This is a genomic window from Methylobacterium sp. TK31 (genome assembly GCF_055361545.1).
In genome coordinates this window covers 3152807-3178193 of sequence record NZ_CM143964.1, presented here as the reverse complement: position 1 = coordinate 3178193, position 25387 = coordinate 3152807, and the positions used below count along the sequence as shown (strand labels likewise).

Here is a 25387-nt window from a genome sequence, read left to right as displayed (position 1 = left end):
CTGACCGAACCGTCTTCGGTGCCCGGACGCCTCGCCCCTCACGGGGCGGGGCGTTCTGCCATTGAGGGCAGGGCGCCGGCTTGATCCGTCGGCGTGACCCGTACGATGAGCCGCTCCATGGTGGCGAACAGCACCGGCCACTCGATCGGCTTGGCCACATGGGCATCCATGCCCGCGGAGCGGCAGCGCTCTATCTCCTCGGGCATGGCGTTGGCGGTGAGGGCGATGATCGGCGTCCGCGGACGACCTTCCTCCCGTTCGCGGACGCGAATCGCCTGTGTCGCCGCGAGGCCGTCCTGCCCCGGCATCTGCACGTCCATCAGGATCAGGTCCGGGCGTTCCGCTTCGAAGGCCGCCGTCACGGCGCGCTCGCCGTCATCCACCACAGTGACCGAATGTCCTTTCTGGCGCAGCACCGTGCCGATGATCTCCTGGTTGATGGAATTGTCCTCGGCCAGCAGGACGCGCCAGGGCACGGTGGAGGGCTTCTGAAGTGTCGCGCGTTGCGTGAGCCCGGCCGCTGACTCATCCTCGGCTCCGGCCAAGCGCAGCGGTACCTCGAACCAGAACGTAGAGCCCTCGCCGATGTGGCTTTCCGCGCCGATCTCGCCCCCCATCAGGTGCACGAGTCGCTTGCAGATCGTCAGGCCCAGACCGGTGCCGCCGTACTGGCGGGAGGTCGAGTGGTCGGCCTGGGTGAAGCGCTCGAACAGGTGCGGCAGCACGTCCGGTGCAATGCCGATTCCCGTATCGACGACCTCGATGCGAAGGGTCGACGGCCGAAGCGGCATGGTCTTTAGGGCCGGCTGCCATCGCACCCGCAGGGTGACGGAGCCGTGCGGCGTGAACTTGATCGCATTGGTGGTCAGGTTGAGGATGATCTGCCGCAAGCGCGTCGGGTCGCCGAGAACCCGGTCCGGAACGTCCGCCTCGATATCGGTGGCGAGGCGAGATTCGCGGCCCTGCACGAACTCGACGCTGAGTTCTCGGCAGCTCTCGATCAGTGCGGTCAGGCTGAAGGGCAGAGACTCGATCACGAGACGACCGGCTTCGATCTTCGAGAAGTCGAGAATGTCGTTGACGATCGTCAGCAGCGAGCGCCCCGATTCCTGAGCGAGCGCGACGAGCCGCGTCTGGGCCGGGCCAAGGGAGGCGTCGTCCCGCAGGAGGTCGTGCACGCCGAGAATGCCGGCCAGCGGTGTCCGCAATTCGTGGCTCATGTTGGCCAGGAACTCGGCCTTCGCCCGCACGGCAGTCTCGGCGGCGACGCGGGCGCGGTGAAGGTCGACCTCCTGTTCGTGACGCTGAGAGACGTCGCGGATCGCGTGAATGATCTGAATCTCGCCCTGATCCTCGATGCACCGGAAGGCGGCCTCGACCCAGAGATCGTGGCCGGCTCGATGCCGCATCCGATAGACCACCGAGCCTGTCGGCTGTTTCGGTTCGAGAGCGCGCAGCGTGGCCGACAGGTTGGCGATGTCCTCGGGGTGAACGAGGGTGCGCAGGCCGATGCGGTTCGCCTCCTCGATGTCGTAGCCGAGCATGCTCGTCACGGCAGGTGAGATGTAGAGATGGCGCCCGTTGGCATCGTCCAGGACGATGAGGTCCGAGGTATAATCGGCCAGGAGACGATAACGCGCCTCGCTCTCCCGAAGGCGCTCGTCGGCGCGGCGCCGCTCGGTCACGTCCGTGAGGGTCTGGACATGGCCGTCGCCCACCAGCATCGGCACAGAGCGCGTCTCGATCACGCGGCCATCGGTTCGGTTGCGTTCCAAACGGAGTTCGGTTGTGCGCCGCTCGTCGTCGAGGCGCCAGACGCTCGGAGCTTCGACGGCCGTCCCCCAGGTTCCACTCTCACGCAGGTGCCGGCGGAGGGTCCGGTAGTCCGGGCCGGCGGCGATCACCTCGGGCGAGACGTCCAAGAGTTCGATGGCGCGCCGATTGATGATCGGAATGCGGCCCTTGCCGTCGATCATCAGGAGGCCTTCATCCATGCTCTCCAGGGTGGCTTCTAGCAGGGCGGATTTCTCGGCGAGAGCCCGCTCGACCGATTTCAGCTCGGTGACGTCGGCGAAGACGCCGAAGATGGACCCGCGAACGGCTGTCTGCGTGGCCATTCCCGTTTCGCCCCGGCAACTGCCGCGAACCTGAACTTCTCGGATCTCCCCCGAGGGACGCACCAGCCGCAGGGCGACGTCGAAACCCTCGCCCCGACGGATCGCACCTGCGATCCGTCGCGAGACGGTGGCGCGGTCGTCGGGATGGCAGGCGGCGATACTGCCCTGGATCGTCGGAGCGAAGGTCTGCGGATCGAGCCCGTGGATGCGGTAGACCTCTTCGGACCATGTCAGCGCGCGCGAGGGGATATGCAGGTGCCAGTGGCCCACATGGGCCACATTCTCGGCCATGACGAGGAGACGGTTCGCTTCCCGCGCTTCGGCATCGGCAAGCTTCAGGTGACGGAGGTCGCGCAGGCTGACATGGACTCGTCGCACGGCACCGGTACCCGGCTCCGGCAACGGGACGAAGACCATTTCCGTAGCGCCGGCGGCGGCCGGACCGGTCTGATGATCCTGGGTTCGCAGACCTGTACCCGTGGCGGCCGCACGTTCCATCCCAGCGCGCAGTTGTACCACCTCCGACGCAGGCAGCAGGGCAGCGAGTTCGGAGCCGATCGCGTCGTCCCCACGGCCGACGGCTCTGGCGGCTGCCGCATTCCAGGCCGCAAGATGAAATTCGCCGCCGGGCGAACGCGTGAAGACGAATTGTCGATCCGGTGAGGCCTCGAACAGTGCCTGCAGCGCATCGCCCGCGGCGAAACCCGCCGTTCCAGCGCCGCCTAGCCCGCCGCGCAGGAGCGCACGCCCGATCCGCCCGATCCGCCCGATCATACCGAGCCACGGCAGGCGTACCGTCATGCAACGCCTCCCGCTCGCGCGTTCCGTTTCCGCGCGAGGATCTGCGCGATGCCGACCACGAGCATCGCAGCCAATGCGCCGGCGATCTCGGTCGCATGGGGGATCGGTGCGGTCGTACCGAGGATCAGCGGGTCGGTGGCGATCATCTCTCCGGCGATCCAGCCGAGAAGCGCGGCTCCCGCCCAGAGGACGAGCGGAAAGCGGACGAGCAGGGCGGTGATCAGGGAGGCGCCCATGATGATCAGCGGGATCGACAGCAGGAGCCCGAACACGAACAGAATCGTATGACCCTTCGCGGCAGCGGCCACGGCGACCACGTTGTCGAGGCTCATCACCGCGTCGGCGATGGCGATGGTCCGGACCGCCCGCCAAAGCGTCGTGCTCTCGGCCACCGTCGGATCGGCCTCGTCTTCGCCGACCGCGAGTTTTACCGCGATGACGAGGAGAAGGATGCCTCCGAAGATCCGCAGCAGTGGAATCGCCAGCAACGACGAAACCACCAGCGCGAACACGATGCGCAGGAGAACCGCGGTGCCAGCGCCCAGCAGGATCCCGGTCCGCCGATGCGTTTCGGGAAGAGACCGGCAGGCGAGGGCGATGACGACCGCATTGTCGCCCGAGAGCAGCAGGTCGATCCACACGATCTGGAGGACGGCCAGGAAGAACTGCGGATCGCTCACGTCCATCGCATCTCTCGGCATTGTCGGCCTGACGGAACGGCCAAGCAATACCGGGTCGGTTAGCGCATCCGGACGGTTCCGCACAGGCGGCAAAAGGCGGATGTCACCACCATGCGATACAACTTCCAGGCGTGTATATTAAATCGGTGATACCGTCACGAGGGTGGTGCGGCCGGGCAGGGCTTCGAGTCGGCGCCTGACCCTCGGATGTCGGCGGGATGGATCACGCAAGCTGCAGATCCTCCATCCGCGTTCGGTGATATCCTTCCTACTTCGTTGGCCCGTACACCCCACCACGAGCGCATGGCATGGGACTGACCCACGGGCCCTGATCGCTTCGGCGCATGCCTCCTGTGGTCTTCCTGCGCCACCGCCGAAACGAGGGCGCGGCAGCAATGGAAACCGCGCATTCTGAAAGGCTTCGCGCCTTGACTTCGGGTGACGCGGGGTCGCATTGCACAAACATGGGGGATGGTGCTTCCGTCCCGCCGGGCTGACATTCCTTTGAAAGCCTCTAAGGTCCCGCCGGCCCTTGCCGCACGGGTGGGATCAGGGTCACCCGGCGCAATCATGCTTGGAGTTTGACACTTGGCGAACACGGCAGCCGATCCCGACAGCTCCCACGGCGCGCCGGACGGCACGCGTCGCGATTTCATGTTTCTCGCGACGGGGGCGGGTCTCGCCGTCGGTGCCGGTGCCCTGGCCTGGCCCTTCGTGGCCTCGATGGCGCCGGATGCCGAGACGATCGCGGCCGGCGCTCCCCTGGAGGTCGACCTGACGCCGATCCAGGAAGGCCAGATCGTCAACGTGTTCTGGCGCGGCAAGCTCATTTTCGTGCGCAGTCGCTCGGAGAAGGAGATCAAGGAAGCTTCCGAGGTGAAGCTGTCCGACCTCATCGATCCGCAGCCCGACTCGGCCCGCGTGAAGCAGGGCCACGCCAAGTGGCTCGTGGTCTATGGCAACTGCACGCATCTCGGCTGCGTGCCGATCGGTCATCAGGGACAGTACGAGGGCTGGTCCTGCCCTTGCCACGGCTCTCTCTACGACACGTCCGGCCGGGTGCGCCGCGGTCCCGCCCCGACGAACCTGCCTATCCCGCCCTACGTCTTCGAGTCGGATTCCAAGATCCGGATCGGAGAAGAGGGCGGAAAGGCCGTCGCCTGACACCCTGAAACAGGATTTGGAGCGGGTCGCCCCATGAGCGGACACGGCAATACCTACGTTCCCAAGAGCGCCTTGGCGAAGTGGTTCGAATCGCGCCTGCCCCTGATCGGGCTGGTGCATTCCTCCTTCGTTTCCTTCCCGGTGCCGCGGAACCTCAACTACTTCTGGACCTTCGGCGCGATCCTCATCGCCATGCTGGTGTCGCAGATCGTCACCGGCGTCTGGCTGGCGATGCACTACGATCCCTCCGCCGCCAACGCGTTCAACTCCGTCGAGCACATCATGCGCGATGTGAACTACGGTTGGCTGCTGCGCTATATGCACGCCAACGGCGCGTCGATGTTCTTCGTCGCCGTCTACGTCCACATCTTTCGGGCTCTGTACTACGGATCGTACAAGGCGCCCCGCGAGGTGCTCTACATCCTCGGTGTGATCATCTACCTGCTGATGATGGCGACGGCCTTCCTCGGCTACACCTTGCCGTGGGGCCAGATGAGCTTCTGGGGTGCGACCGTCATCACCAACATCCTGGCGGCGATCCCGGTTGTGGGCGACACCATCCAGAGTCTGCTCTGGGGCGGCTACTCGGTCGGCAACCCGACCCTGAACCGCTTCTTCTCGCTGCACTACTTGCTGCCCTTCATGATCACCGGCGTCGTGATCCTGCACGTCTGGGCACTGCACGTGACGGGCCAGAACAACCCGGCCGGTATTCCGATCAAGTCGGGCAAGGACGCTGTCGCCTTCACGCCCTACGCCACGATCAAGGACGTCTTCGCCTCGGTCGTGTTCTTCGCCTTCTTCGCCTACTGGATCTTCTACCAGCCGAACTATCTCGGTCACGCTGACAACTACGTCCCGGCCAACCCGGCCGTGACGCCCGCCCACATCGTCCCGGAATGGTACTTCCTGCCGTTCTACGCGATCCTGCGCGCGGTGCCGGACAAGCTCGGCGGCGTTATTCTGATGTTCAGCGCTGTCCTGATCCTGGCCCTGGCGCCGTGGCTCGACACCTCGCGGGTCCGCTCGTGCAACTACCGCCCGATCTACCGGCAGTTCTTCTGGCTGTTCGTGGTGGTGTGCATCGTGCTCGGCTGGCTCGGTGCCAAGCCACCCGAGGGTGGCTACGTGATCGCGGCGCGGATCTGCACGGCCTATTACTTCCTGCACTTCCTTCTCGTCATGCCGCTCGTCGGCCTGTTCGAGACGCCTAAGGCTCTTCCCGGCTCGATCCTCGAGACCGTGACGGGGCCCGGCAAACAGGTTGGCGGGTCCGGCATGCCGGTGGGTGCCGCGGCCGCACCGTCGTCCAAGGGTTGAGGGCAGGGGACTTTTGAGAACCATGAAAACGACCCGTCTCCTGGCTGCGTCCCTGCTCGCGGCCGTCCTGAGCGTCACCGTCGCGTCCGCGGATGAGGGAACACCTCACCCGCCCCGCGAGAAGTGGAGCTTCGCCGGAACCTTCGGTCGGTTCGACCAGGCTCAGCTCCAGCGCGGCTTTCAAGTCTACAAGGAAGTCTGCTCGAGCTGTCACAGCATGAGCCTCGTGCGATTCCGCAACCTCTCGGAGGAGGGTGGCCCCGGCTTCACCACCGGGCAGGTGAAGGAGCTCGCCGCCCAGTACAAGGTGAAGGAACAGAACGATGCGGGTGAGGACGTCGATCGGCCCGCCCGCGCCGCCGACGCCTTCCCGTCGCCCTTCCCGAACGAGAAGGCGGCGGCAGCTGCCAACGGTGGCAAGGCGCCGCCCGACTTCTCGGTGCTCGCCAAGGCCCGCACCTACGAGCGCGGCTTTCCCTGGTTCGTGTTCGACGCGATGCCCTTCATCGGCTTCTCCGAACAGGGCGTGGACTACATCCACGCACTCCTGAACGGCTACGAAGATCCGCCGGAAGGCAAGGAGATCCCGGCGGGAACGTACTACAACAAGTACTATGCCGGACATCTCATCGCGATGCCGAAGCCGATCAGCGACGGCCAGGTGACCTACGCCAAGAACGACAAGGGCGAGCCGGTCGTGCCCGAGACGGTCGACCAATATTCCCGTGACGTCGCGGCGTTCATGGCCTGGGCTGCCGAGCCGCACATGATGGCGCGCAAGGCCCTCGGCCTGCGGGTGATCCTGTTCCTGCTCGTGCTATCGGGTCTGCTCTACTACGTGAAGAAGAAGATCTGGGCGAAGGTCGGCGGCGAGGTCCACGGCCTCCAGCCGGAACTGCACAAGACCTACTGATCCGGTACGGGCGGTCCGCCGGGCCGCCCGCCCTTCGTTGACACGGCCAGCGCCGGCGCCCCAAGGAGGGGCGACCGGCGCGAATGTTATGGAGAGCAGGATGACGGCAGCGGTGCTCGGCGTGATGGGCGGGTCCGGGGTCTACGACCTGCCCGGACTCGAGGATGTCCGCGAGGAGCGGATCGCGTCCCCCTGGGGCGAGCCCTCCGACGCCCTGCGCATCGGCCGCATCGGCGAGACCAAGGTGGTGTTCCTGGCCCGCCACGGACGCGGCCACCGCTTTTCGCCCTCGGGCATCAATTACCGCGCGAACATCGACGTCCTGAAGAGAGCCGGCGTCACCGACCTCGTCTCGCTCTCGGCCTGCGGCTCGTTCAAGGCCGAGCTTCATCCCGGCCTGTTCGTCCTCGTCGACCAGTTCGTCGACCGGACCCATGGCCGTGCGGCGTCGTTCTTCGGCGATGGCTGCGTGGCCCACGTCTCCCTGGCCCATCCGGTTGGCCCAGGCCTGCAGGCCCGCATCGCGGCGGCGGCGCAGGCCGAGAACATTGCGGTCCACCGCGACGGAACCTACGTCTGCATGGAGGGGCCGCAATTCTCCACCTACGCCGAATCCACCACCTACAAGGCGCTGGGTTACGACGTGATCGGCATGACCAACATGCCGGAGGCCAAGCTCGCCCGCGAGGCCGAGATCACCTACGCGACGATCGCGATGGTAACCGACTTCGACTGCTGGCATCCAACCCACGATGCGGTCGATGTCGCGGCCGTCGTCGCAGTGGCGCGTGCCAATGCCGACAAGGCCGCCCGCCTCGTCGCACGCCTCGCCCGCGACTTCCCGGCCGAGCGCGAGCCGTGCCCCGTCGGCACCGAGCGTGCCCTGGACGGCGCGATCATGACCGCTCCGGCGCAACGCGATCCGGCCCTTCTCGCGAAGCTCGACGCCGTGGCCGGACGGGTCCTGAATCGCTGAGCGGGCTGGAGCGCCGGTGAATTCGGCGCGACCTGCCCTTCCCGGGACCCGGTCTTCCCTCTAGAAGGCGGGATCGTCCCTGTACCGGAACCGTCCCGTGACCCAAGAGGCCCAGCGCGCCGCCCGCATCAGCCGCAAGACGGCGGAGACCGACGTGCAGGTCGCGCTCGACCTCGACGGAACGGGGCGAGCCCAGGTCTCGACGGGGGTCGGCTTCTTCGACCACATGCTCGAGTTGTTCGCGCGCCATGCGCTGTTCGACCTCGACGTAGCGGTCACGGGCGACCTCCATGTCGACCATCACCACACGGTGGAGGATACCGGCATCGCTCTCGGACAGGCCTTCGCCCAGGCGCTCTCCGACAAGCGCGGCATCGGCCGCTACGCCGATATTCATCTGCCCATGGACGAGGCCCTGACCCGGGTCGCCATCGATATTTCCGGTCGGCCCTTCCTCGTCTTCCGGACGGAGTTCCGGGTCGAGAAGATCGGGCAGTTCGACACCGAGCTCGTACGCGAGTGGTTCCAGGCCTTCGCGATGAATGCCGGCATCACACTGCATGTCGAGACGCTGTACGGCGACAATGCCCACCATATCGCCGAGAGCTGCTTCAAAGGCTTGGCCCGCGCCTTGCGGCAGGCGGTGGCGATCGATCCCCGCGAGGGTGGCCGCGTTCCCTCGACGAAGGGATCACTCTGATCCGCATTCCGGGTCGGAAGGGAGGATGCGAGACGTGATGCGCACCTATACGTTGCACCCCGCGCGGGGCGCCCTTGTCGGCGAGGCCCATGGTCTCGAGCGGGCGCACCTGGTGCCGGACGGCTTCTCCTGGCCGGCCTTCGCCTTCGGTCCGCTCTGGTTCTTCTTCCATCGCCTCTGGCTCGCCGGTCTCGGCGTGCTGGCGCTGCTCGCCCTCCTGGCGTTCGGGGGGCGCTTCCTGGGGCTCACCCCCATTGCCGCCTCCGTCATGACGCTCCTGGTGTCGATCCTGATCGGCCTGGAGGCTTCGTCCCTTCGACGCTGGACCTATGCCCGGGCCGGACGTCCGGTGCGCGATGCGGTCACCGCCACCAATGCCGAGGAGGCCGAGATGAAGGCCGCCGCGCGCTGGCTCGACGGTTCACCCATCGCGCGGACGGGACCGGCACCTCACGTCGGCGTCTCCGTGCCGCCGAGTGATCTCGCCATCGGCATGTTCCCCTTCAGCGAGGGCCGACGGTGAGCGTGGAGACCGTCGCGATCATCGATTACGGCTCTGGCAACCTGCATTCGGCAGCCAAGGCCTTCGAGCGGGCGGCCCGCGAGGCCGGCCTCGACGAGACCCGCATTGTCCTGACCAGCGAGGCCGACGCGGTCGCCGGCGCCGACCGGGTGGTGCTGCCCGGTGTCGGTGCCTACGCCGATTGCCGCCGCGGCCTCGATGCTGTGACCGGCATGGTCGAGGCCATGACCTACGCGGCGCACACCCGTGGGCGTCCATTCCTGGGTATCTGCGTCGGCATGCAGCTGCTGGCGACCCGCGGGCTGGAGCACGACACCACCAGAGGGCTCGACTGGATTCCCGGCGACGTCGGACCGATCCAGCCGGCCGATCCTGGCCTCAAGGTTCCCCACATGGGCTGGAACACCCTCGAAATCGACCGGCCGCATGCGCTCCTGTCGGATATTCCGACGGGCGAGGGCGGTCTGCACGCCTACTTCGTGCACAGCTACGCGCTGTCGCCGGAGCGAGCCGAGGATCGAGTCGCTCATAGCGACTACGGTGGCCCCGTCACCGCGATGGTGGCGCGCGACAACGTCGCCGGCACCCAGTTCCACCCGGAGAAGAGCCAGCGCCTCGGCCTCGCATTCCTCGCAAACTTTCTGCGCTGGCGCCCCTGAGGCGCGGACCCCACCTTTGACCCGTCCCACCTGAAAGCGAACCGACGCGTGATCCTGTTTCCGGCCATCGATCTCAAGGAAGGGCGCTGTGTCCGCCTCGTGCAGGGCGACATGGCCCAAGCCATCGTGTTCAGCGACGATCCGGCCGCCCAGGCCGCGGTCTTCGAGGAGCAGGGCTTCTCCTGGCTCCACGTGGTCGATCTCGATGGCGCTTTCGCGGGTGCGCCCATGAATGCCGGTGCCGTCGATGCGATCCTGGCGCGGACCAAGCTGCCTGTGCAGCTCGGTGGCGGCATCCGCGAGATGCGCACCCTGGAGGCCTGGATCGCCAAAGGCGTCAGCCGGGTCATCATCGGCACTGCCGCTGTGCGCGATCCCGCCTTCGTCCGCGAAGCCGCCCGCCTCTACCCGGGCAAAATCGCCGTCGGCATCGATGCGAAGGACGGCCGCGTCGCCGTCGAGGGCTGGGCCACAACCTCCAGCATGACGGCGGAGGAACTCGGCCGCCGGTTCGAGGATGCCGGGGTCGCGGCGATCATCTACACGGACATCGCCCGGGACGGCATCCTGAAGGGCCTCAACATCGAGATGACCCTCGGCCTCGCCCGGGCGGTGACGATCCCGGTGATCGCCTCCGGCGGCCTCGCCTCGATCGAGGACGTCCACCGCATCCTGGAGCCCGATTGCGCGCTGCTGGCCGGCGCCATCACGGGACGCGCCCTGTATGACGGCCGGATCGATCCGCGCGAAGCCCTGACCGCGATTCGGCGCGCCACCAGCGGTACCGACGCCGCCCCGGCGGCCTGACCCCTTTCAGAGGCCGCCCGTGCTCAAGACCCGCATCATCCCCTGTCTCGACGTCAAGGACGGTCGCGTCGTGAAAGGTGTCCAGTTCCTCGAACTGCGCGATGCCGGCGACCCCGTCGAGGCGGCCAAGGCGTACGACGCGGCGGGCGCCGACGAACTCTGCTTCCTCGACATCACGGCAAGCCACGAGGATCGAGGGACGCTCCTCGACGTCGTCAGCCGCACGGCAGAGGCCTGCTTCATGCCCCTCACCGTCGGCGGCGGCATCCGCACGGTGGCGGATATCCGTACCCTCCTGCTGGCCGGGGCCGACAAAGTCTCGATCAACACGGCGGCCGTGAACGACCCCGACTTCGTCGCCCGCGGGGCGGAGAAGTTCGGCAGCCAATGCATCGTCGTGGCGATCGACGCCAAGCGCACCTCCGGGCCCGACGAACCCGCGGAATGGCAGATCTTCACCCATGGTGGGCGCAAGCCGACCGGGATCGACGCCATCGCCTTCGCCCGCACCGTTACTGCCCGCGGTGCCGGCGAATTGCTCGTGACCTCGATGGATCGTGACGGCATGCGCTCCGGCTACGATATCGGTCTGACGCGAGCCATCTCCGATGCCGTTTCCGTACCGGTCATCGCATCGGGCGGCGTCGGCGGCCTCGACGATCTGGTGGCGGGCGTGCGCGAAGGCGGCGCAAGCGCGGTGCTGGCAGCTTCGATCTTCCATTTCGGGCAGCACAGCGTTTCCGAAGCCAAGGCTCACATGGCCGCGGCCGGCCTTTCCATGCGCCTCGATCTCTGAGGCCGACTTCCGCACCCCTTGCGTCATGATCCATCGTGCCGCACGGTCGGGTGCATGGCACGATAGGCCCGGTTTTCCCGGGACCAGGATGGTATGACCCAGTTCACGCTCAGCGATCTTGAAGGGCTCGTCGCCGACCGCGCGGCCGCCTCGCCCGAGGCATCCTACACGGCAAAGCTCCTCGCCGGCGGCCCGGCCAAAGCCGCCAAGAAGCTCGGCGAGGAAGCGGTCGAGGCGGCGATCGCCGCCGTGCAAGGCGACCGCGCCGGTCTCGTCAGCGAGGCGGCGGACGTCCTGTATCACCTCATGGTCGTCCTGCGGGGCGGCGAGGTTTCCCTGGACGAGGTGCTGGCGGAACTTGAGCGGCGCACGAGGCAGAGCGGGATCGCCGAGAAGGCCTCCCGGAGCCCTGCGTGAACGCCGAGCCACCTTTCGCCGCGTCGCCCCTGGCCGTGACGTCTGTGCCGACGGCTCGGACCGAGCGGCCAGTCGCCAAGGGCCAGGACCCGGTGACCGGAGAGGGCTCCGAGCGGCTGTCGCCCTACCGCCTGTTCACCCGCGAAGAATGGGCGCAACTGCGTGCCGATACGCCCCTGACGCTCGCGGCGGAGGAGGTGGCGCGCCTGCAATCCCTCAACGATCCGATTTCGGTCGAGGAGGTGGAGGCGATCTACCTGCCGCTCTCGCGGCTGCTCTCGCTGTACGTCGCGGCCACCCAGGGACTGTTCAAGGCGACCCAGCGCTTTCTGCTCGCCGAGCACGAGACAAAGGTCCCCTACATCATCGGTCTCGCCGGCTCGGTCGCCGTGGGCAAATCGACCTCCGCCCGGGTGCTCGCCGCCCTGCTGGCGCGCTGGCCGAACACACCGAAGGTCGATCTCATCACCACCGATGGGTTCCTGCTGCCCAATGCCGAGCTGAAGCGCATGGGCGCGATGGAGCGGAAGGGCTTTCCCGAGAGCTACGACACCGCCGCGCTGCTGCGTTTCCTGACCGATATCAAGGCCGGCAAGAAGCGGGTCGCGGCCCCTCTCTATTCCCACCTCGTCTACGATGTGGTGGAGGGAGAGGAGCGCATCATCGAATCTCCCGACATCCTCATCGTCGAGGGCCTGAACGTGCTGCAGCCGGCACGCCTGCCGCGCGACGGCACCGCGATCCCGTTCGTCTCGGATTTCTTCGATTTCTCGATCTACCTCGACGGCCACGAGGACGACCTGCACCGCTGGTATGTCAATCGCTTCCTGCGCCTGCGCCAGACGGCCTTCCGGGATCCCCTGTCCTACTTCCGCAAATATGCCGAGGTGACGGAGGCCGAGGCGATCGAAATCGCCGATACGCTGTGGACGACGATCAACCTGCCGAATCTGCGCGACAACATCCTGCCGACCCGGCAGCGGGCCGGCCTGATCCTCGCCAAGGGGGCCAGCCACCGCATCGAGTCGGTGGCCCTGCGGCGCCTCTGAGATCGCCTGGCGTCCGGCTCCTAACCCAGCGGATAGGCCGCTTCGACCACGTAGGGACCGCCGCCTTTCGATTCCCGGGCCGAGAACAGCGCGACGCGGTCAGCCGTGAACGTCAGCGGTGCGAAAAGGCCGCGCTCGCCGAGATAGCCGGCGACATCCTCGGCACCGGCCTCGCGGCGCAGGCGGGCGAGGGTGACGTGCGGCGTGAACTTGCGGCGCTCCGGCTCCGCCCCGGCTTCGCGGGCCAGCCGTTCCTGTTCGGCCTGCAGGTCGAGAAGATCCGGGTTCGGTGCCACCGTGGCGAGGATCGCCCGCGGCCTGTCGCCGCCGAAGCTCGCCAAGCTGTCGAGGGTCACTGCGAAGGGAGACCGGACCCGGGCGTCGATGAGGCGCTCGTGCAGCGCCTCCGCGACTTCGACCTCCACGTCCCCGAGGAAGCGAAGGGTGATGTGATAGTCCGACGGCTCGATCCAGCGGCTCCCGCGCAGTGCCCCACGCTTCAAGGCCAGCGCCTCGGCGATGGTGGGGGGGATCTCCAGACCGGTGAACAGGCGCGGCACGGGCTCAGCGGGCCTGCGGCTTGAGGCGGTCGAGAAAGGTTTCCACGGTCGGGAGCATACCGGCCACGATCGTCTCCACGCCCTTTGCATTGGGGTGCAGTCCGTCGTCGAGATGGGCCTGGCGGTCGCCGATGATGCCCTCGAGGAAGAACGGGTAGAGGACGAGGTCGTAGCGCTTGGCGAGGTCCGGATAGATCGCGTCGAAGCGGTCAACGTACTCCGGCCCGAGGTTGGGCGATGCCTTCATACCCGCCAGAAGGACGGGGATACCCCGCGCTTTCAGCCGGGCGATCATCGCGTCGAGGGCCTTGCGAGTCACGGCCGGGTCGGTACCCCGCAGCATGTCGTTGGCGCCGAGTTCGAGGATGACGCCGTCCGTTCCGTCCGGAACCGACCAGTCGAGACGGTCGAGACCGCCCGTCGTGGTGTCGCCAGAGACGCCCGCATTCGCCACCGCGACCACGCGCCCGCGCGCCTTCAGGGCGCGTTCGAGCACCACCGGGAAAGCCGCGCTCGCGGGGAGACGGTAACCGGCCGTCAGGCTATCGCCGAAGGCCACGAGGTTGACGGGCGGCACGTCCGGCGCAGCGCGAAGGGGGAGGGGGGCGAGGCCGAGTGCGGCAAAGAGCGTCATCAGCGCAGCGAGCCCGAAACCGGCATGGCGCGCCGCGCGCAGGCGGACCATATCGGCGAGGCGTGAGACTCCACACAGACCCATTCGTTCACAGCTCCGACCCTGCACCTACGCTGACACCACCTGTTCACAGATCGGTCGCCCGTTGAAGTCCGACAACCCCACCGCGCCGACGGCGCAGACCATCGCCCTCTCCGACATCGACCTGAGCCTCGGCCGCGGTGCCGCCCGCGTCCATGTCCTGCGCGGCATTTCCCTCGACGTGGCGGCGGGCGAGGCGGTCGGTCTCGTCGGCCCGTCGGGCTCCGGCAAGTCGACCCTGCTGATGGTGATGGCCGGTCTCGAGCGCCCCGACGCGGGCCGCATCGTGGTGGAGGGCACCGATCTCGGAAGTCTCGACGAGGATGCCCTGGCGCGCTTCCGCGGACGCCGCATCGGCATCGTGTTCCAGGCCTTCCATCTGGTTCCGACGATGACGGCCCTGGAGAACGTGGCACTGCCCCTCGAACTCGCAGACCAGACCGACGCGCACCGCCGGGCCCAGGCCGAGCTGGAAGCGGTCGGCCTCGGTCATCGCCTGCACCACTATCCGGCCCAGCTCTCGGGGGGCGAGCAGCAACGCGTCGCCATCGCACGGGCCATCGCGCCCGATCCGGCGATCCTCGTGGCCGACGAGCCCACCGGCAACCTCGACGAGGCCACGGGACGGCAGATCGTCGACCTGCTCTTCGCGCTCAAGCGCGACCGCGGCGCGACGCTCGTGCTGGTGACCCACGATCCCGGTCTCGCACGCCTCTGCGACCGCACCGTTCGCCTCCGCTCGGGTCGGGTGGAAGCGCCGGCTCCGGCCCAGGCCTGATCCGATGCATGGCACCCTGCCCCAGCCGAGCGGACGGTCATCCCGTCTGCGAGTCCCGCTCACCCTGCGCCTCGCCCTCCGCGAATTGCGCGGCGGGCTGGCGGGCTTCACCGTCTTCCTCGCCTGCATCGCCCTCGGCGTCGCGGCCATCGCCGGCGTCGCCTCGATCTCGCGCTCGCTCACCGAGGGCCTCGGCCGGGAGGGCGCGCGCATCCTAGGCGGCGACCTCACCTACAGCCTGATCAACCGGGAGGCGACGCCTCAGGAGCGTGCCGCCCTCGACGCGCAGGGGCGCGTGTCCGTGGTGACGACCCTGCGGGCCATGGCCGTGGCCGGCGAGACCGGTGCGGCTCTCGTCGAACTGAAGGCCGTGGGCAGCGACTACCCCACCACCGGCGAGCTCGTGACCGACCCTGCCGAGCCCCTCGCCGGTCTCCTGGCGGAGCGCGACGGTGCCGCGGGCGCGGTGGCGGACCCGGCCCTGCTGATCCGCCTCGACCTGAAGGTCGGCGACCGCATCACGATCGCGGGACGGCCCTTCGTTCTTCGCGCCACTCTCGTGTCGGAGCCCGACCGCATCGCCAACGGCATCGGCTTCGGCCCGCGGGTTTTGATCACCCACGAGGCCCTGGCCGCGACGGGTCTGATCCGGCCCGGCAGCCTGAACCGCTGGAGCTACCGCCTGCGGATCGCCGATGCCGACCTCGAGATGCGCGCCGCCGCCATCGCCAAGGCTGCGCCGGACGCGGGCTGGGAAATGCGCGCGCGCACCAATGCCGACCCGCGCTTTGCCAAGAGCATCGAGCGCTTCACGCAATTCCTGACGCTCGTCGGGCTGACTGCACTGATCGTCGGGGGCGTCGGGGTCGCCAATGCCGTTGCGGCCTTCGTCGAGCGCAAGCGCGGCTCCATCGCAACCCTGAAGAGCGTCGGTGCGCCGGGCGGCCAGGTCGTGGTCCTCTACCTGACGCAGGTGCTGCTGATCGCGGGCCTCGGCATCGCGATCGGTCTCGTGGTGGGGGCGCTCCTGCCCTTCGGCCTCGACGCCCTGTTCCATGACGCCCTGCCGCTGCCCCTGAACCCGACCATCGCGCCCGGGGAACTCGCCCTCGCGGCCGCCTACGGCTTCCTGACCGCGCTCGCCTTCGCGATCTCACCCCTGGGTCGCGCCCACGATATCCCCGTCTCGGGCCTGTTCCGCGACGTGGTCGATCCGGGCCTCGCCCACACTCGCCTGCGCTATCGCCTGATCCTGGCTACTGCCCTGGCGGGCCTCGTCGGACTGGCGCTGATCACGGCGTTCGACCGGCGTCTGGCACTGATCTTCATCGTCGCCGCCGGGCTCGCCTTCGGGCTTCTGCGCCTCGTCGCCCTCGGGCTGATGGCATTGGCCCGTCGCCTGCCTCGTCCGCGCATGGCGGCCCCCCGGATGGCCCTGGCGAACCTGCATCGGCCGGGAGCGCTCACCCCCGCCATCGTGCTCTCCCTCGGCCTCGGCGTGACCCTCCTGGTCACCCTGAGCCTGATTGATGCCAACGTCCGGCGGACGCTCACGAATTCCCTGCCGGCGAAGGCGCCGAACCTCTTCTTCCTCGACATTCCCTCCAGCGACGCCGACACCTTCCACGCCTTCCTCGGCGGTCTGTCCCCGGGGGCGAAGATCGAGCGCGTCCCGATGATGCGCGGGCGCATCACCGCCTTGAACGGCGTTCCGGCCGGCGAGATCAAGGCGCCCGAGGATGCCGCCTGGGTGCTCGACGGCGACCGCGGCATCACCTACGCCGACGACCTGCCGGAGGGCTCGTCCTTGGTCGCGGGGTCGTGGTGGAACGCCGAGGAGGCCCGCACGCCGCTGGTCTCCTTCGATGCGGAACTCGCGGGAAAGCTGAACCTGTCCGTCGGCAGCACCGTGACGGTGAATGTCCTGGGGCGGAGCCTGACGGCCAGGATCGCCAACCTGCGCAAGGTCGAATGGCGCTCGCTCGGAATCAACTTCGTGATGGTGTTCTCGCCCGGGACCTTCCGGGGCGCACCCCACTCCGATCTTGCGACCCTCACCCTGCCGAATGGGCCCGACGCCAAAGCCGAGGCGGCAATTCTGCGAGACGTGGCAAGGGCTTATCCCTCCGTCACCAGCGTGCGGGTGAAGGAGGCCCTGGAGGCGGTGAGCGACATCGTGGCCAAGCTGGTCCTGGCTATCCGCGGCGCCAGCGGCATCGCCGTGGTGGCGAGCCTCTTCGTCCTGGCCGGCGCGCTCGCCGCTGGCCACCGCGCCCGGCTCTACGACGCGGTGGTGCTCAAGACCCTGGGCGCCACGCGGGGTCGGCTGCTCGCCGCCTATACCCTCGAATACGGGGCCCTCGGCATCGCCACGGCGATCTTCGGGCTCGCCGCCGGCACCCTCGCGGGCTGGGTCATCGTCACCCTGGTGATGAAGCTCGACTTCACCCTCGACCTGTCGGGGGCAATCCTGGCCGCGACCCTGGCGGTTGCCTTCGCGATTCTCCTCGGTCTCGCAGGGACTTGGCGCATCCTCGGCCAGAAGCCGGCGCCCTACCTGCGCCAGTTCTGAGCGCCGGCGTCACGGCACTTCGATGCCGGCGGTTCCGCCTGCAGCGTAGCGCGCGCCGGCGACCGCGCCCGGGCTGAAAAGCTCGTCGAGTTCGGCGATCTCGGCCGGCGTCAGCGCGAGGTCCACCGCCGCGGCGTTCTCGGCGAGGCGGGCGACCCGCCGTGTGCCCGGGATCGGGACCACCCCCGGGCTTCGGTCGACGAGCCAGGCGAGGGCGACCTGGCCCGGACTGGCGCCCCGGCGCGCCGCGAAGGCCGCGAGCCCGTCGAGCAGGCGTCGGTTCCGGGCCAGGGCGTCGGCCTGGAAGCGCGGATTGCCCCGGCGAAAATCGTCCGCCGCGAGCCCGGCTGGATCGAATTTTCCGGTGAGAAACCCGCGTCCGAGCGGTGCGTATGCCACGAAGGTGACGTCGAGGTCGCGGCAGGTCTGCAGCATTCCGTCCTCGGGCGCCCGGCTCCACAGGGAGTATTCGCTCTGGACCGCCGCGATCGGGTGAATCGCATGGGCGGCCCGCAAGGTTTCCGGCGAGACCTCCGACAGGCCGAGTCCGCGCACCTTGCCCTGCTCGACCAGGCGCGCCATCGCGCCGATCATCTCGGCCAGCGGGGTCTCGGGATTGCGGCGGTGGCAATAGTAGAGATCGATGGTCTCGACGCCGAGCCGGGCCAGCGAGGCGTCGCAGGCCGCCGTGAGGTAGGCGGGCGTGTTGTCGATCCTCCGCTTGGCGCTGTCGTCCGGGCTGTTGGATGGGCGGACGATGCCGAACTTGGTGGCGAGCACGACCCGGTCGCGGCGGCCCTTCAGGAAGCGGCCGAGCAGGGTCTCGTTGTGGCCGAGGCCGTAGGTGTCGGCGGTGTCGAGGAAATCGTAGCCGAGGTCGAGGGCCGCCGCGAGGGCGTCGAGGGACTCCGTCTCGTCGGAGGGGCCGTAGAATTCCGACATGCCCATGCAGCCGAGGCCGGGGGCGGACACGGTCAGGCCGGTCTGGCCGAGGCGATGCTGTCGCATGGAGGCTCCTGGGTTCGCGGTTCGCCGCATCGATGTGGCACGCGGCGCGAAGGGCGATAAGATCAACGCTCCGGGACGAACCATTGAGCGACATTCATCAATGCAGCGTGCCGATCTCGCCGACCTCGCCGTGTTCGCGGCCATCGCCCGGCATGGCAGCTTCCGGCGGGCCGCGCTCGACCTCGGCGTCTCCACCTCCGCGCTGAGCCACGCCCTGCGGGGCCTGGAGACCCGGATGAGCGTGCGGCTGCTCCATCGCACCACCCGGAGCGTCGCGCCCACCGAGGCGGGGGCGGCCCTGCTGGCCCGGGTCGGCCCGGCCCTGGCCGAGATCGCCGAGGCGGTCGGCGCGGCGGGGGCCTTCCGGGAGACGCTGGGCGGCGTCCTGCGCCTCAACGCGCCGCGCTCGGCCTGCCGCTTCGTCCTGATGCCGCTGGTGGCGCGCTACCTCGCCCGGCATCCAGGGGTGCGCGTCGAGGTCGTGGCGGACGACGCCCTCGGCGACATGGTGGCGGGCGGCTTCGATGCCGGAATCCGCTACGGGGAGCATCTCGCCGGCGACATGATCGCGGTGCCGCTCGGCGGGCCGGCCCGCTTCGCCATGGTGGGCGCGCCCGCCTACCTCGCCGGGCGGCCGGAGCCCCGGCACCCGACCGATCTCGCCGGCCACCTCTGCATCCGGCAGCGCTTTCCCGGCGGCGCGATCTATCGCTGGGAACTGGAGAAGGACGGGCGGGAGCTGGCGGTCTCCGTCGACGGTCCGCTCATCGTCAACGATCAGGCGCTGATCGTGGAGGCGGCCCTGGCGGGCCTCGGTCTCGGTTTGGTGTTCGAGGACGGCGTCGGCGCGCACCTCGAATCCGGGCGGCTGGTGCGCCTGATGCCGGATTGGTGCCCGGCCTTCCCCGGCCTGTTCCTGTACTATGCCGGCCGGCGCCAGATCCCGCCGCCGCTGCAGGCCTTCATCGACCTCCTGCGGCGGCCCGAGGCCGGGCTCACGGCCAGACCTTGATGGCCAGATTGCGCCGCAGGAGATCCCGGTCGGAGGTGATGGTGCAGCCCTCGGTGCGCAGCGTCACGTAGGTGAGGAAGGCGGTGTCGCCGGTATCGTCGAAGTTGCGCCCCCGCGCGTCGGGATCGAGCAGCGACGGGTAGGCGATCAGCCCGCCGGGCGCGGCGCAGGGATCGTCGTACAGGGTGGCGCCGGCCAGGAGCAGGCGCGGCGTGTCCCAGGCCAGGAGGTCGCGGGAGGTCGTCCAGTAGAAGCCGGATTGCGGGAAGCCCGGTTGGGCCTTGGCCATGAAGACCGCGATCCAGGCGCCGCTGCCCCGGTGGCGCACCACGGCCCCGACCGGGGTCGGAAACGGCGCCACCGGCGCGCAGGTCGCCGCCCCGTTGACCGGCTTCGCGTAGGGGTCCGGGAACGCCGCCGTGTAGCCGCTGCCCGTCCAGGCCCGCCAGCCCGTCGGATCGGCCGGATCGCGGGTGCGGAACAGGCAGACGCCGGCGGACTGGTCGCTCCCCGGCAGGGTCCAGCCGGTGGTCGAGGCCAGGAAGTAGCGCCAGGTCCCGTCCGAGACGATGTTCGACGGATTGAAGAAGCCCCGGTGGCTGCCCTGCCCGACCTCCTGGCGGAAGGGCGCGCCGGCCACCACCACCGGCGGGGCCGCGCGGGTGAAGCTGCGGCCGCCGTCGCGCGAGGCCGCCGCCACCACGCTGTTGTACCAGCACGCCATGTAGTCCTTCGCCCGGCAGCGGCCCGGATGCTCGTTGGCCCGGTACTCGTGATGGACCAGGGCGGCGACGGCGCGGCCGTCCTCCGTCCAGGTGGCGGTGATCCACGAGGCGTCGTCGTAGGCGGCCGGATCGGCCTGGCCGCCGGATTCGAGCACCACCGCGCAATCCAGCGTCAGGGCGTCGAGGCGCGGGCCGCGAAAGGCCCGGTTGCGGTAATGCATGCCGAACAGGGCGACGGCGCCGGAGGCGTCGCGGAAGGCCCGGGCCGAGGCGTCGGGCACGTCGACCCCGTCGCAGGCATCGCGCCCGGCCTTGAACATCACCACCGGGGGCCCGACCAGGGTCAGGGCGGAGAGCGGCGGCTCGGGCGCGGCCCGGGCCGGGCCGGCGAGGCAGAGGAGGCCGAGCAGGAGCCGGGCCGCGAAGGGGAGGGGGCGCGTCATCGGGGGTGCCTGGACATCGGCCGCAGATTGCGTTTTGAACCGTTACAGTTGGATTGTGCGCAGGCGTTCGAGTCCGGCCCTGTCCACAGTCCCCGTCGACCGTCCGCGAAGGCCTTTCATGCTTCTCCTCATCCTCGGGCTCGTGCTCTTCCTCGGCACGCATGCCTTCTCCATGGCGCGGGCGCGGCGGGCGCGGGTGATCGATCAGGTCGGCGAGGGCCGCTACAAGCTCGCCTACACCCTGTCCTCCCTCCTCGGCCTCGTGCTGATCGCCTACGGCTTCCACCTCTATCGCCAGTCCGGCTACATCGCCGTCTGGGACCCGCCGGTCTGGACCCGCCACCTGGCCCTGCTCCTGACCGCCCTGGCCTTCGTCGCCCTGGCCTCCGCCTACCTGCCGGGGCACATCCGCGCCCGGGCCAAGCACCCGATGCTGCTGTCGGTGAAGATCTGGGCCACCGCGCACCTGCTGGCCAACGGCGACCTCGGCTCGATCCTGCTGTTCGGCAGCTTCCTGGCCTGGGCGGTGATGGCCCGGATCAGCGCCAAGCGGCGGGCGCTCGCCCCCGGTGCCGTGGCCGCGCAGCATGGCGGGCCCGCCGCCGCACCGGCCGGCTGGCGCAACGACGCCCTGGCGGTGGTGATCGGCCTCGGCGTCTGGTTCGTGTTCGCGCGCTACCTGCATCCGCTGCTGATCGGCGTCGCCGCCTGGCCGGGTCAGGCCTGAGGGGATTCCGACCCGGTCGCGCCGAGTCCGAGCGAGTCGCGCCGGGTCCAAGCGGGTCGCGCCGCGTGGAAGCGGGTCACGCTGCGTGGAAGCCGGTCGCCAACGGCCCGCGCCTGTGATAGGCGCAGGCCTTCATCTTCATGCAGCGGCCGCTCGGTTTCCGATCGGCGTGAGACGACATGGCCGAAAACAACGAGTTCATCCGCGAGGTCAACGAGGACTATCGCCGTGATCAGGTGGCCGAGATCTGGCGCCGCTACAGCGGCGTGATCATCGCCCTGGCGATCCTCGTGGTGGCCGCGATCGGCGGCTGGCGCTACTGGCAGCACGACCAGCGCGTCCGCGCCGAGGCCGCCTCGGAGCGCTTCGAGGTCGCCAACCGCCTGGCCCGCGAGGGCAAGTCGGCGGAAGCCGACAAGGCCTTCGAGGCGATCGAGGCCGATGCGCCCGCCGGCTATGCCCTGCTGGCCCGCTTCCGCTCCGCCACCGAGGCCGCCAAGCGCGACCCGAAGGCGGGTGCCGCCGAGTACGACGCGCTCGCCAACGACACCAAGGTGAGCACGGGCCTGCGCGACCTCGCCCGCCTGCGCTCGGCCCTGCTGCGCCTCGACGGCGCCGAGCCCGACCCCGCCCTGGCGACGCTCCAGGGCCTCGCCGCCCCGAACGGCCCCTTCCGGCACACCGCCCGGGAGATGCTCGGCCTCGCGGCCCTGAAGCGCGGCGATTACGAGGGCGCCGGCCGCTGGTTCGACCAGCTCGCCGCCGACCCGCAGACGCCGCAGAACCTGCGCCAGCGCATCGAGGTCTACGCGGCCCTGGTGGCCGGCGGAACCGTCACCGTGACCGCCGCGGCCCCCGCCGCGCCGGCCGCTCCCCCACCCGTCACGCGCTGAGCCCTCGACCCGCTTCTCCCGGACGCCTGATCGAAACGAGAACACCATGGATATGCCGACCGTCGCGATCGTCGGACGGCCGAACGTCGGCAAGTCGACCCTGTTCAACCGCCTCGTGGGCAAGAAGCTCGCTCTGGTGGACGACCGCCCCGGCGTGACCCGCGACCGGCGCGAGGGCGACGTCAATTTCGGTGGCCTCGTCTTCCGCATCATCGACACCGCCGGCCTCGAGGAGGCCGATCCGGGCTCCCTGCTCGGCCGCATGCGTGCCCAGACCGAGGCCGCGATCCTCGAGGCCGACGTGGTGCTGTTCGTGATCGACGCCCGCGCGGGCGTCCTCCCGGCCGACCAGCCCTTCGCCGAGATGGTACGGCGCGCCGGCTGCCCGGTGATCCTCATCGCCAACAAGGCGGAGGGGGGGGCCGGCATGTCGGGCGCCTACGAGGCGTTCTCGCTGGGCCTCGGCGACCCGATCCCGTTCTCGGCCGAGCACGGCGAGGGCATCGGGGAACTGCACGACGCGCTGATCGAGTCGCTGCCGAAGCCCGACGACGCGGACGAGGATTACGACGACGACCCGTCGAACCGCTCCCTCAAGGTCGCCATCGTCGGCCGCCCCAATGCCGGCAAGTCCACGCTGATCAACCGGATGCTCGGCGAGGAACGCCTGCTCGTCGGCCCCGAGGCCGGCATCACCCGCGATTCGATCTCCCTCGACTGGGAATGGCGCGGCCGCCGGATCAAGCTCCACGACACCGCCGGCATGCGCCGCAAGGCCCGCATCGACGACAAGCTGGAAAAGCTCGCGGTCTCGGACGGCCTGCGCGCCGTGCGCTTCGCCGAGGTGGTGGTGGTGCTCCTCGACGCCACGATCCCGTTCGAGAAGCAGGACCTGACCATCGTCGACCTGATCGAGAGCGAGGGCCGCGCCCTCGTGATCGGCCTGAACAAATGGGATCTCGTCGCCGACCAGAACGGTCTCCTGAAGAAGCTGCGCGAGGATTGCACCCGCCTGCTGCCCCAGGTCCGCGGCGTCTCGGTGGTGCCGCTCTCGGGCCTCGCCGGCGAGGGCATCGACAAGCTGATGCAGGCGGTGACCAACGCCGAGTCGATCTGGAGCACCCGCGTCTCCACCTCGCGGATCAACGACTGGCTCAGCGAGGCGACCCAGCGCAACCCGCCCCCGGCGGTGTCGGGCCGGCGCATCAAGATCCGCTACGCCACCCAGGTGAAGAGCCGGCCGCCGCACTTCGCCCTGTTCGGCAACCAGCTCGACGCCCTGCCGAAATCCTACACCCGCTACCTCGTCAACGGCCTGCGCGAATCGTTCGAGTTGCCCGGAACACCGATCCGGCTGTCGCTGCGGACCTCGAAGAACCCGTTCGACCGGGAGAACAGGGGCTGAGGCCGAGGGTTCAGGTGACCCCGCAGGTCGTCTGCGCCAGCCAGTCCACCACCGCATCGAGCGCCTGTCGGTTCGAGGTGTCGCCGTTGCGGGTCTCTTCGAAGGTCGCGATCTGACGCTCGGCGCTGGTGCCGTGCTCCAGGATGCGGCGGGCCTGCGCCACCTCCGCTTCGCAGCCGAGGGCGGCGGCGTCCTCGGCGACCAGCGCCAGCAGGGCGTCCAGGGCCTCGGCGAAGGGCAGGGCCTGCTCGCGCGCCTCGTCGATCAGTTCGGCCTCGGTGCCGCTGCGCTGGGCCCGCCACAGGTTCTCCTGGGCGAGCGCCCGCGAGACGCCGTCGAGGCCAGCATTCAGGTCCGGCCGCCGCACCACGAGGCGGACGAGGCAGCGGTAGAGCGCCGCGATGGTGAGCGCGTCCTCCAGGCGGGTGCAGGAATCGGCGATCCGCATTTCGAGCGTCGGGAACTTGATCGAGGGGCGCAGGGACCACCACAGGAAGCTCGCATCCTGGATCGAGCCGGCCTGGGTCATGATGCGGACGTAGCGTTCGTAGGCGGCTGTGTCGGCGAAGAGATCGGGCAGGCCGGTGCGCGGCAGCTCGCCGAAGGCGCTGAGGCGATAGGCGCTGAGGCCGGTCGGCTTGCCCTGCCAGAACGGCGAGGAGGCCGAGAGGGCGAGCAACAGGGGCTGGTAGGGCAGGAGCCGGTTCATCAGGTCGATGCGGGCATCCGGGTCGGGCACCTCCACGTGGACATGCATGCCGCAGATCAGGCTGCGCCGGCCGGCGAGGCCGACGTCGCGCAGGATGCTGCGATAGCGGTCGCCCTTGGTGGGGAGCTGGCGCGCCCAGTCGGCCACCGGATGGGTGCCGGCCGCGAAGACCAGCAGGCCGTGCTCGCGCCCGAGCTTGCCCAGGGCCGAGCGCTGGCGGGCGAGGACGTCGCGCGCCTGGGCGAAGTCGGTGGAGGGCGGGGTGCAGACCTCGACCTGGCACTGGAGCAGCTCGCGCCCGATCTCGGGCAGTTCCTCGCCGGCCTGGACGTGGAAGGGCTTCACCGAGCGGCGCGGCGTGCCGCGCGTCTCGGCATCCGCCAGGAAGTATTCCTCCTCGATGCCGAAGCGGTAGGGGGCTGAGGTCATCGGGAGCCTTGTGGAATGGTCGCTCCCCTCAACCCCTCAGGCGCCGGTTTGTGCCCGCGCGGGGCCGCCGACGAGCCAGGCCGGGTCGAACCAGCGGTCGGCCTCGCCGTCATAGGGCAGCCGGGTGATGTCCCAGTGCTGGATGTACTTGGCATAGACGTCCCAGACCGCGATGCCGCCGCCGACATAGATGCGCCGCCCGGGATAGCGCGCCAGCACGGCCTCCGGGTCCTCGTGGCTGCGGATGACGTCGATGGTCCGGTCCTTGAACGCGAAGTCCGGCACCGACGCGATGGTCTTCGGGCCGGCGATCAGGACGTGGCCCATGGTGACGGCGAAGAACCGCGTCACGTCCTCGACGAAGAGCGGATCGGTGTTGCCCTCCCAGGGCAGGTGCCCGTTCAGGCCGAGCTGTCCGCGGAGGCCGATGGCGCAGATGCAGCGAACGTCGATCATGGGCGTCTCGAGGAACGGGGGGAGGAGGGACGG

25 protein-coding genes are annotated in these 25387 nt (G+C 69.2%); 17 read left to right on the top strand and 8 right to left on the bottom strand.

All coding sequences use genetic code 11. From position 1 onward, the window contains the following. Positions 1-38 precede the first annotated feature (38 nt). Complete coding sequence (locus ACXJY8_RS14745) at positions 39-2918, bottom strand: ATP-binding protein (RefSeq protein ID WP_463770099.1); 2880 nt, start codon at positions 2916-2918, stop codon at positions 39-41. Next, on the bottom strand, positions 2915-3604 hold the full coding sequence (locus ACXJY8_RS14740; protein ID WP_463780661.1) for a TerC family protein: 690 nt from the start codon (positions 3602-3604) through the stop codon (positions 2915-2917). The genes ACXJY8_RS14745 and ACXJY8_RS14740 overlap by 4 nt, the downstream gene beginning before the upstream one ends. A gap of 582 nt (positions 3605-4186) precedes the next feature. Between ACXJY8_RS14740 and petA the strand changes: the two genes are divergently transcribed. From petA to coaA, 11 genes are all read left to right on the top strand, one after another. Next, positions 4187-4762: a ubiquinol-cytochrome c reductase iron-sulfur subunit gene (gene petA, locus ACXJY8_RS14735; protein WP_103709775.1), complete on the top strand. Its 576-nt coding sequence runs from the start codon at positions 4187-4189 to the stop codon at positions 4760-4762. Positions 4763-4795: 33 nt separating this feature from the next. Beyond that, entirely contained in the window at positions 4796-6082 is a 1287-nt protein-coding gene (locus ACXJY8_RS14730) for a cytochrome b (RefSeq protein ID WP_108034914.1), read from the top strand. 22 nt (positions 6083-6104) lie between these two features. After that, entirely contained in the window at positions 6105-6995 is an 891-nt protein-coding gene (locus ACXJY8_RS14725) for a cytochrome c1 (protein WP_463770096.1), read from the top strand. Between the two features lie 100 nt (positions 6996-7095). Then, positions 7096-7971 carry an S-methyl-5'-thioadenosine phosphorylase gene (locus tag ACXJY8_RS14720; RefSeq protein WP_463770094.1) on the top strand — a complete coding sequence of 292 codons (876 nt, stop codon included), beginning with the start codon at positions 7096-7098 and terminating at the stop codon, positions 7969-7971. A gap of 97 nt (positions 7972-8068) precedes the next feature. Next, on the top strand, positions 8069-8671 hold the full coding sequence (gene hisB / locus ACXJY8_RS14715; RefSeq protein ID WP_463770092.1) for an imidazoleglycerol-phosphate dehydratase HisB: 603 nt from the start codon (positions 8069-8071) through the stop codon (positions 8669-8671). Between the two features lie 37 nt (positions 8672-8708). Next, a complete protein-coding gene (locus tag ACXJY8_RS14710) occupies positions 8709-9194 on the top strand; it encodes a DUF2628 domain-containing protein (RefSeq protein WP_463780659.1) in 486 nt (161 codons plus the stop codon). Continuing rightward, positions 9191-9853: an imidazole glycerol phosphate synthase subunit HisH gene (hisH, locus tag ACXJY8_RS14705; protein WP_463770090.1), complete on the top strand. Its 663-nt coding sequence runs from the start codon at positions 9191-9193 to the stop codon at positions 9851-9853. The genes ACXJY8_RS14710 and hisH overlap by 4 nt, the downstream gene beginning before the upstream one ends. Before the next feature lie 48 nt (positions 9854-9901). After that, positions 9902-10660 carry a 1-(5-phosphoribosyl)-5-[(5-phosphoribosylamino)methylideneamino]imidazole-4-carboxamide isomerase gene (gene hisA, locus ACXJY8_RS14700; RefSeq protein WP_463770088.1) on the top strand — a complete coding sequence of 253 codons (759 nt, stop codon included), beginning with the start codon at positions 9902-9904 and terminating at the stop codon, positions 10658-10660. Between the two features lie 19 nt (positions 10661-10679). Continuing rightward, positions 10680-11456: an imidazole glycerol phosphate synthase subunit HisF gene (gene hisF / locus ACXJY8_RS14695; RefSeq protein WP_463770086.1), complete on the top strand. Its 777-nt coding sequence runs from the start codon at positions 10680-10682 to the stop codon at positions 11454-11456. Positions 11457-11549: 93 nt separating this feature from the next. Further along, positions 11550-11873, top strand: a complete 324-nt coding sequence (locus ACXJY8_RS14690; RefSeq protein WP_463770084.1) for a phosphoribosyl-ATP diphosphatase — start codon at positions 11550-11552, stop codon at positions 11871-11873. A 44-nt stretch (positions 11874-11917) separates the two neighbouring features. Next, a complete protein-coding gene (gene coaA, locus ACXJY8_RS14685; RefSeq protein ID WP_463780657.1) occupies positions 11918-12922 on the top strand; it encodes a type I pantothenate kinase in 1005 nt (334 codons plus the stop codon). A 20-nt stretch (positions 12923-12942) separates the two neighbouring features. Here coaA and thpR read toward each other — a convergent pair whose 3' ends face one another. Both thpR and ACXJY8_RS14675 read right to left on the bottom strand, forming a co-directional pair. Then, positions 12943-13482 carry an RNA 2',3'-cyclic phosphodiesterase gene (gene thpR, locus ACXJY8_RS14680; RefSeq protein ID WP_463770082.1) on the bottom strand — a complete coding sequence of 180 codons (540 nt, stop codon included), beginning with the start codon at positions 13480-13482 and terminating at the stop codon, positions 12943-12945. Between the two features lie 4 nt (positions 13483-13486). Then, a complete protein-coding gene (locus tag ACXJY8_RS14675; protein ID WP_463780655.1) occupies positions 13487-14167 on the bottom strand; it encodes an arylesterase in 681 nt (226 codons plus the stop codon). A 94-nt stretch (positions 14168-14261) separates the two neighbouring features. Between ACXJY8_RS14675 and ACXJY8_RS14670 the strand changes: the two genes are divergently transcribed. Further along, entirely contained in the window at positions 14262-14975 is a 714-nt protein-coding gene (locus ACXJY8_RS14670; RefSeq protein ID WP_463770080.1) for an ABC transporter ATP-binding protein, read from the top strand. Between the two features lie 4 nt (positions 14976-14979). Continuing rightward, positions 14980-17547, top strand: coding sequence for an ABC transporter permease (locus ACXJY8_RS14665; protein WP_463770078.1), 2568 nt, complete (start codon positions 14980-14982; stop codon positions 17545-17547). Between the two features lie 9 nt (positions 17548-17556). Here ACXJY8_RS14665 and ACXJY8_RS14660 read toward each other — a convergent pair whose 3' ends face one another. Then, positions 17557-18555: an aldo/keto reductase gene (locus ACXJY8_RS14660; protein ID WP_463770076.1), complete on the bottom strand. Its 999-nt coding sequence runs from the start codon at positions 18553-18555 to the stop codon at positions 17557-17559. 100 nt (positions 18556-18655) lie between these two features. On the opposite strand from ACXJY8_RS14660, the gene ACXJY8_RS14655 reads away from it, so the two are divergent. Continuing rightward, positions 18656-19567, top strand: a complete 912-nt coding sequence (locus ACXJY8_RS14655) for a LysR family transcriptional regulator (RefSeq protein WP_463770074.1) — start codon at positions 18656-18658, stop codon at positions 19565-19567. Here ACXJY8_RS14655 and ACXJY8_RS14650 read toward each other — a convergent pair. Continuing rightward, complete coding sequence (locus tag ACXJY8_RS14650) at positions 19551-20735, bottom strand: hypothetical protein (RefSeq protein ID WP_463770072.1); 1185 nt, start codon at positions 20733-20735, stop codon at positions 19551-19553. The two genes, ACXJY8_RS14655 and ACXJY8_RS14650, sit on opposite strands and share 17 nt — an antisense overlap. A 118-nt stretch (positions 20736-20853) precedes the next feature. On the opposite strand from ACXJY8_RS14650, the gene ACXJY8_RS14645 reads away from it, so the two are divergent. The 3 genes from ACXJY8_RS14645 (at position 20854) to der (ending at position 23760) form a co-directional block, all read left to right on the top strand. Beyond that, positions 20854-21462, top strand: coding sequence for an NnrU family protein (locus ACXJY8_RS14645; RefSeq protein ID WP_463770071.1), 609 nt, complete (start codon positions 20854-20856; stop codon positions 21460-21462). Between the two features lie 179 nt (positions 21463-21641). Beyond that, positions 21642-22355 (top strand): tetratricopeptide repeat protein, encoded by a 714-nt coding sequence (locus ACXJY8_RS14640; RefSeq protein WP_463770069.1) that lies wholly within the window; start codon positions 21642-21644, stop codon positions 22353-22355. A gap of 46 nt (positions 22356-22401) precedes the next feature. After that, positions 22402-23760, top strand: a complete 1359-nt coding sequence (gene der / locus ACXJY8_RS14635; protein ID WP_463770067.1) for a ribosome biogenesis GTPase Der — start codon at positions 22402-22404, stop codon at positions 23758-23760. Between the two features lie 10 nt (positions 23761-23770). On the opposite strand, the gene ACXJY8_RS14630 is transcribed toward der, so the two are convergent. Then, on the bottom strand, positions 23771-24898 hold the full coding sequence (locus ACXJY8_RS14630; RefSeq protein ID WP_463770065.1) for a carboxylate-amine ligase: 1128 nt from the start codon (positions 24896-24898) through the stop codon (positions 23771-23773). Positions 24899-24934: 36 nt separating this feature from the next. Further along, positions 24935-25354: a dihydrofolate reductase gene (locus ACXJY8_RS14625; RefSeq protein ID WP_463770063.1), complete on the bottom strand. Its 420-nt coding sequence runs from the start codon at positions 25352-25354 to the stop codon at positions 24935-24937. Between the last annotated feature and the right edge of the window lie 33 nt (positions 25355-25387).

Coding starts and splice junctions, on each gene's coding strand:
- ACXJY8_RS14650 (WP_463770072.1), bottom strand. CDS start 20,735: ATGACGCGCCCCCTCCCCTTCGCGGCCCGGCTCCTGCTCGGCCTCCTC.
- ACXJY8_RS14645 (WP_463770071.1), top strand. CDS start 20,854: ATGCTTCTCCTCATCCTCGGGCTCGTGCTCTTCCTCGGCACGCATGCC.
- ACXJY8_RS14675 (WP_463780655.1), bottom strand. CDS start 14,167: ATGGTCCGCCTGCGCGCGGCGCGCCATGCCGGTTTCGGGCTCGCTGCG.
- ACXJY8_RS14745 (WP_463770099.1), bottom strand. CDS start 2,918: ATGACGGTACGCCTGCCGTGGCTCGGTATGATCGGGCGGATCGGGCGG.
- ACXJY8_RS14690 (WP_463770084.1), top strand. CDS start 11,550: ATGACCCAGTTCACGCTCAGCGATCTTGAAGGGCTCGTCGCCGACCGC.
- ACXJY8_RS14710 (WP_463780659.1), top strand. CDS start 8,709: ATGCGCACCTATACGTTGCACCCCGCGCGGGGCGCCCTTGTCGGCGAG.
- ACXJY8_RS14730 (WP_108034914.1), top strand. CDS start 4,796: ATGAGCGGACACGGCAATACCTACGTTCCCAAGAGCGCCTTGGCGAAG.
- ACXJY8_RS14655 (WP_463770074.1), top strand. CDS start 18,656: ATGCAGCGTGCCGATCTCGCCGACCTCGCCGTGTTCGCGGCCATCGCC.
- ACXJY8_RS14740 (WP_463780661.1), bottom strand. CDS start 3,604: ATGGACGTGAGCGATCCGCAGTTCTTCCTGGCCGTCCTCCAGATCGTG.
- ACXJY8_RS14630 (WP_463770065.1), bottom strand. CDS start 24,898: ATGACCTCAGCCCCCTACCGCTTCGGCATCGAGGAGGAATACTTCCTG.
- der (WP_463770067.1), top strand. CDS start 22,402: ATGGATATGCCGACCGTCGCGATCGTCGGACGGCCGAACGTCGGCAAG.
- ACXJY8_RS14660 (WP_463770076.1), bottom strand. CDS start 18,555: ATGCGACAGCATCGCCTCGGCCAGACCGGCCTGACCGTGTCCGCCCCC.
- ACXJY8_RS14725 (WP_463770096.1), top strand. CDS start 6,105: ATGAAAACGACCCGTCTCCTGGCTGCGTCCCTGCTCGCGGCCGTCCTG.
- ACXJY8_RS14720 (WP_463770094.1), top strand. CDS start 7,096: ATGACGGCAGCGGTGCTCGGCGTGATGGGCGGGTCCGGGGTCTACGAC.
- ACXJY8_RS14640 (WP_463770069.1), top strand. CDS start 21,642: ATGGCCGAAAACAACGAGTTCATCCGCGAGGTCAACGAGGACTATCGC.
- ACXJY8_RS14625 (WP_463770063.1), bottom strand. CDS start 25,354: ATGATCGACGTTCGCTGCATCTGCGCCATCGGCCTCCGCGGACAGCTC.
- ACXJY8_RS14665 (WP_463770078.1), top strand. CDS start 14,980: ATGCATGGCACCCTGCCCCAGCCGAGCGGACGGTCATCCCGTCTGCGA.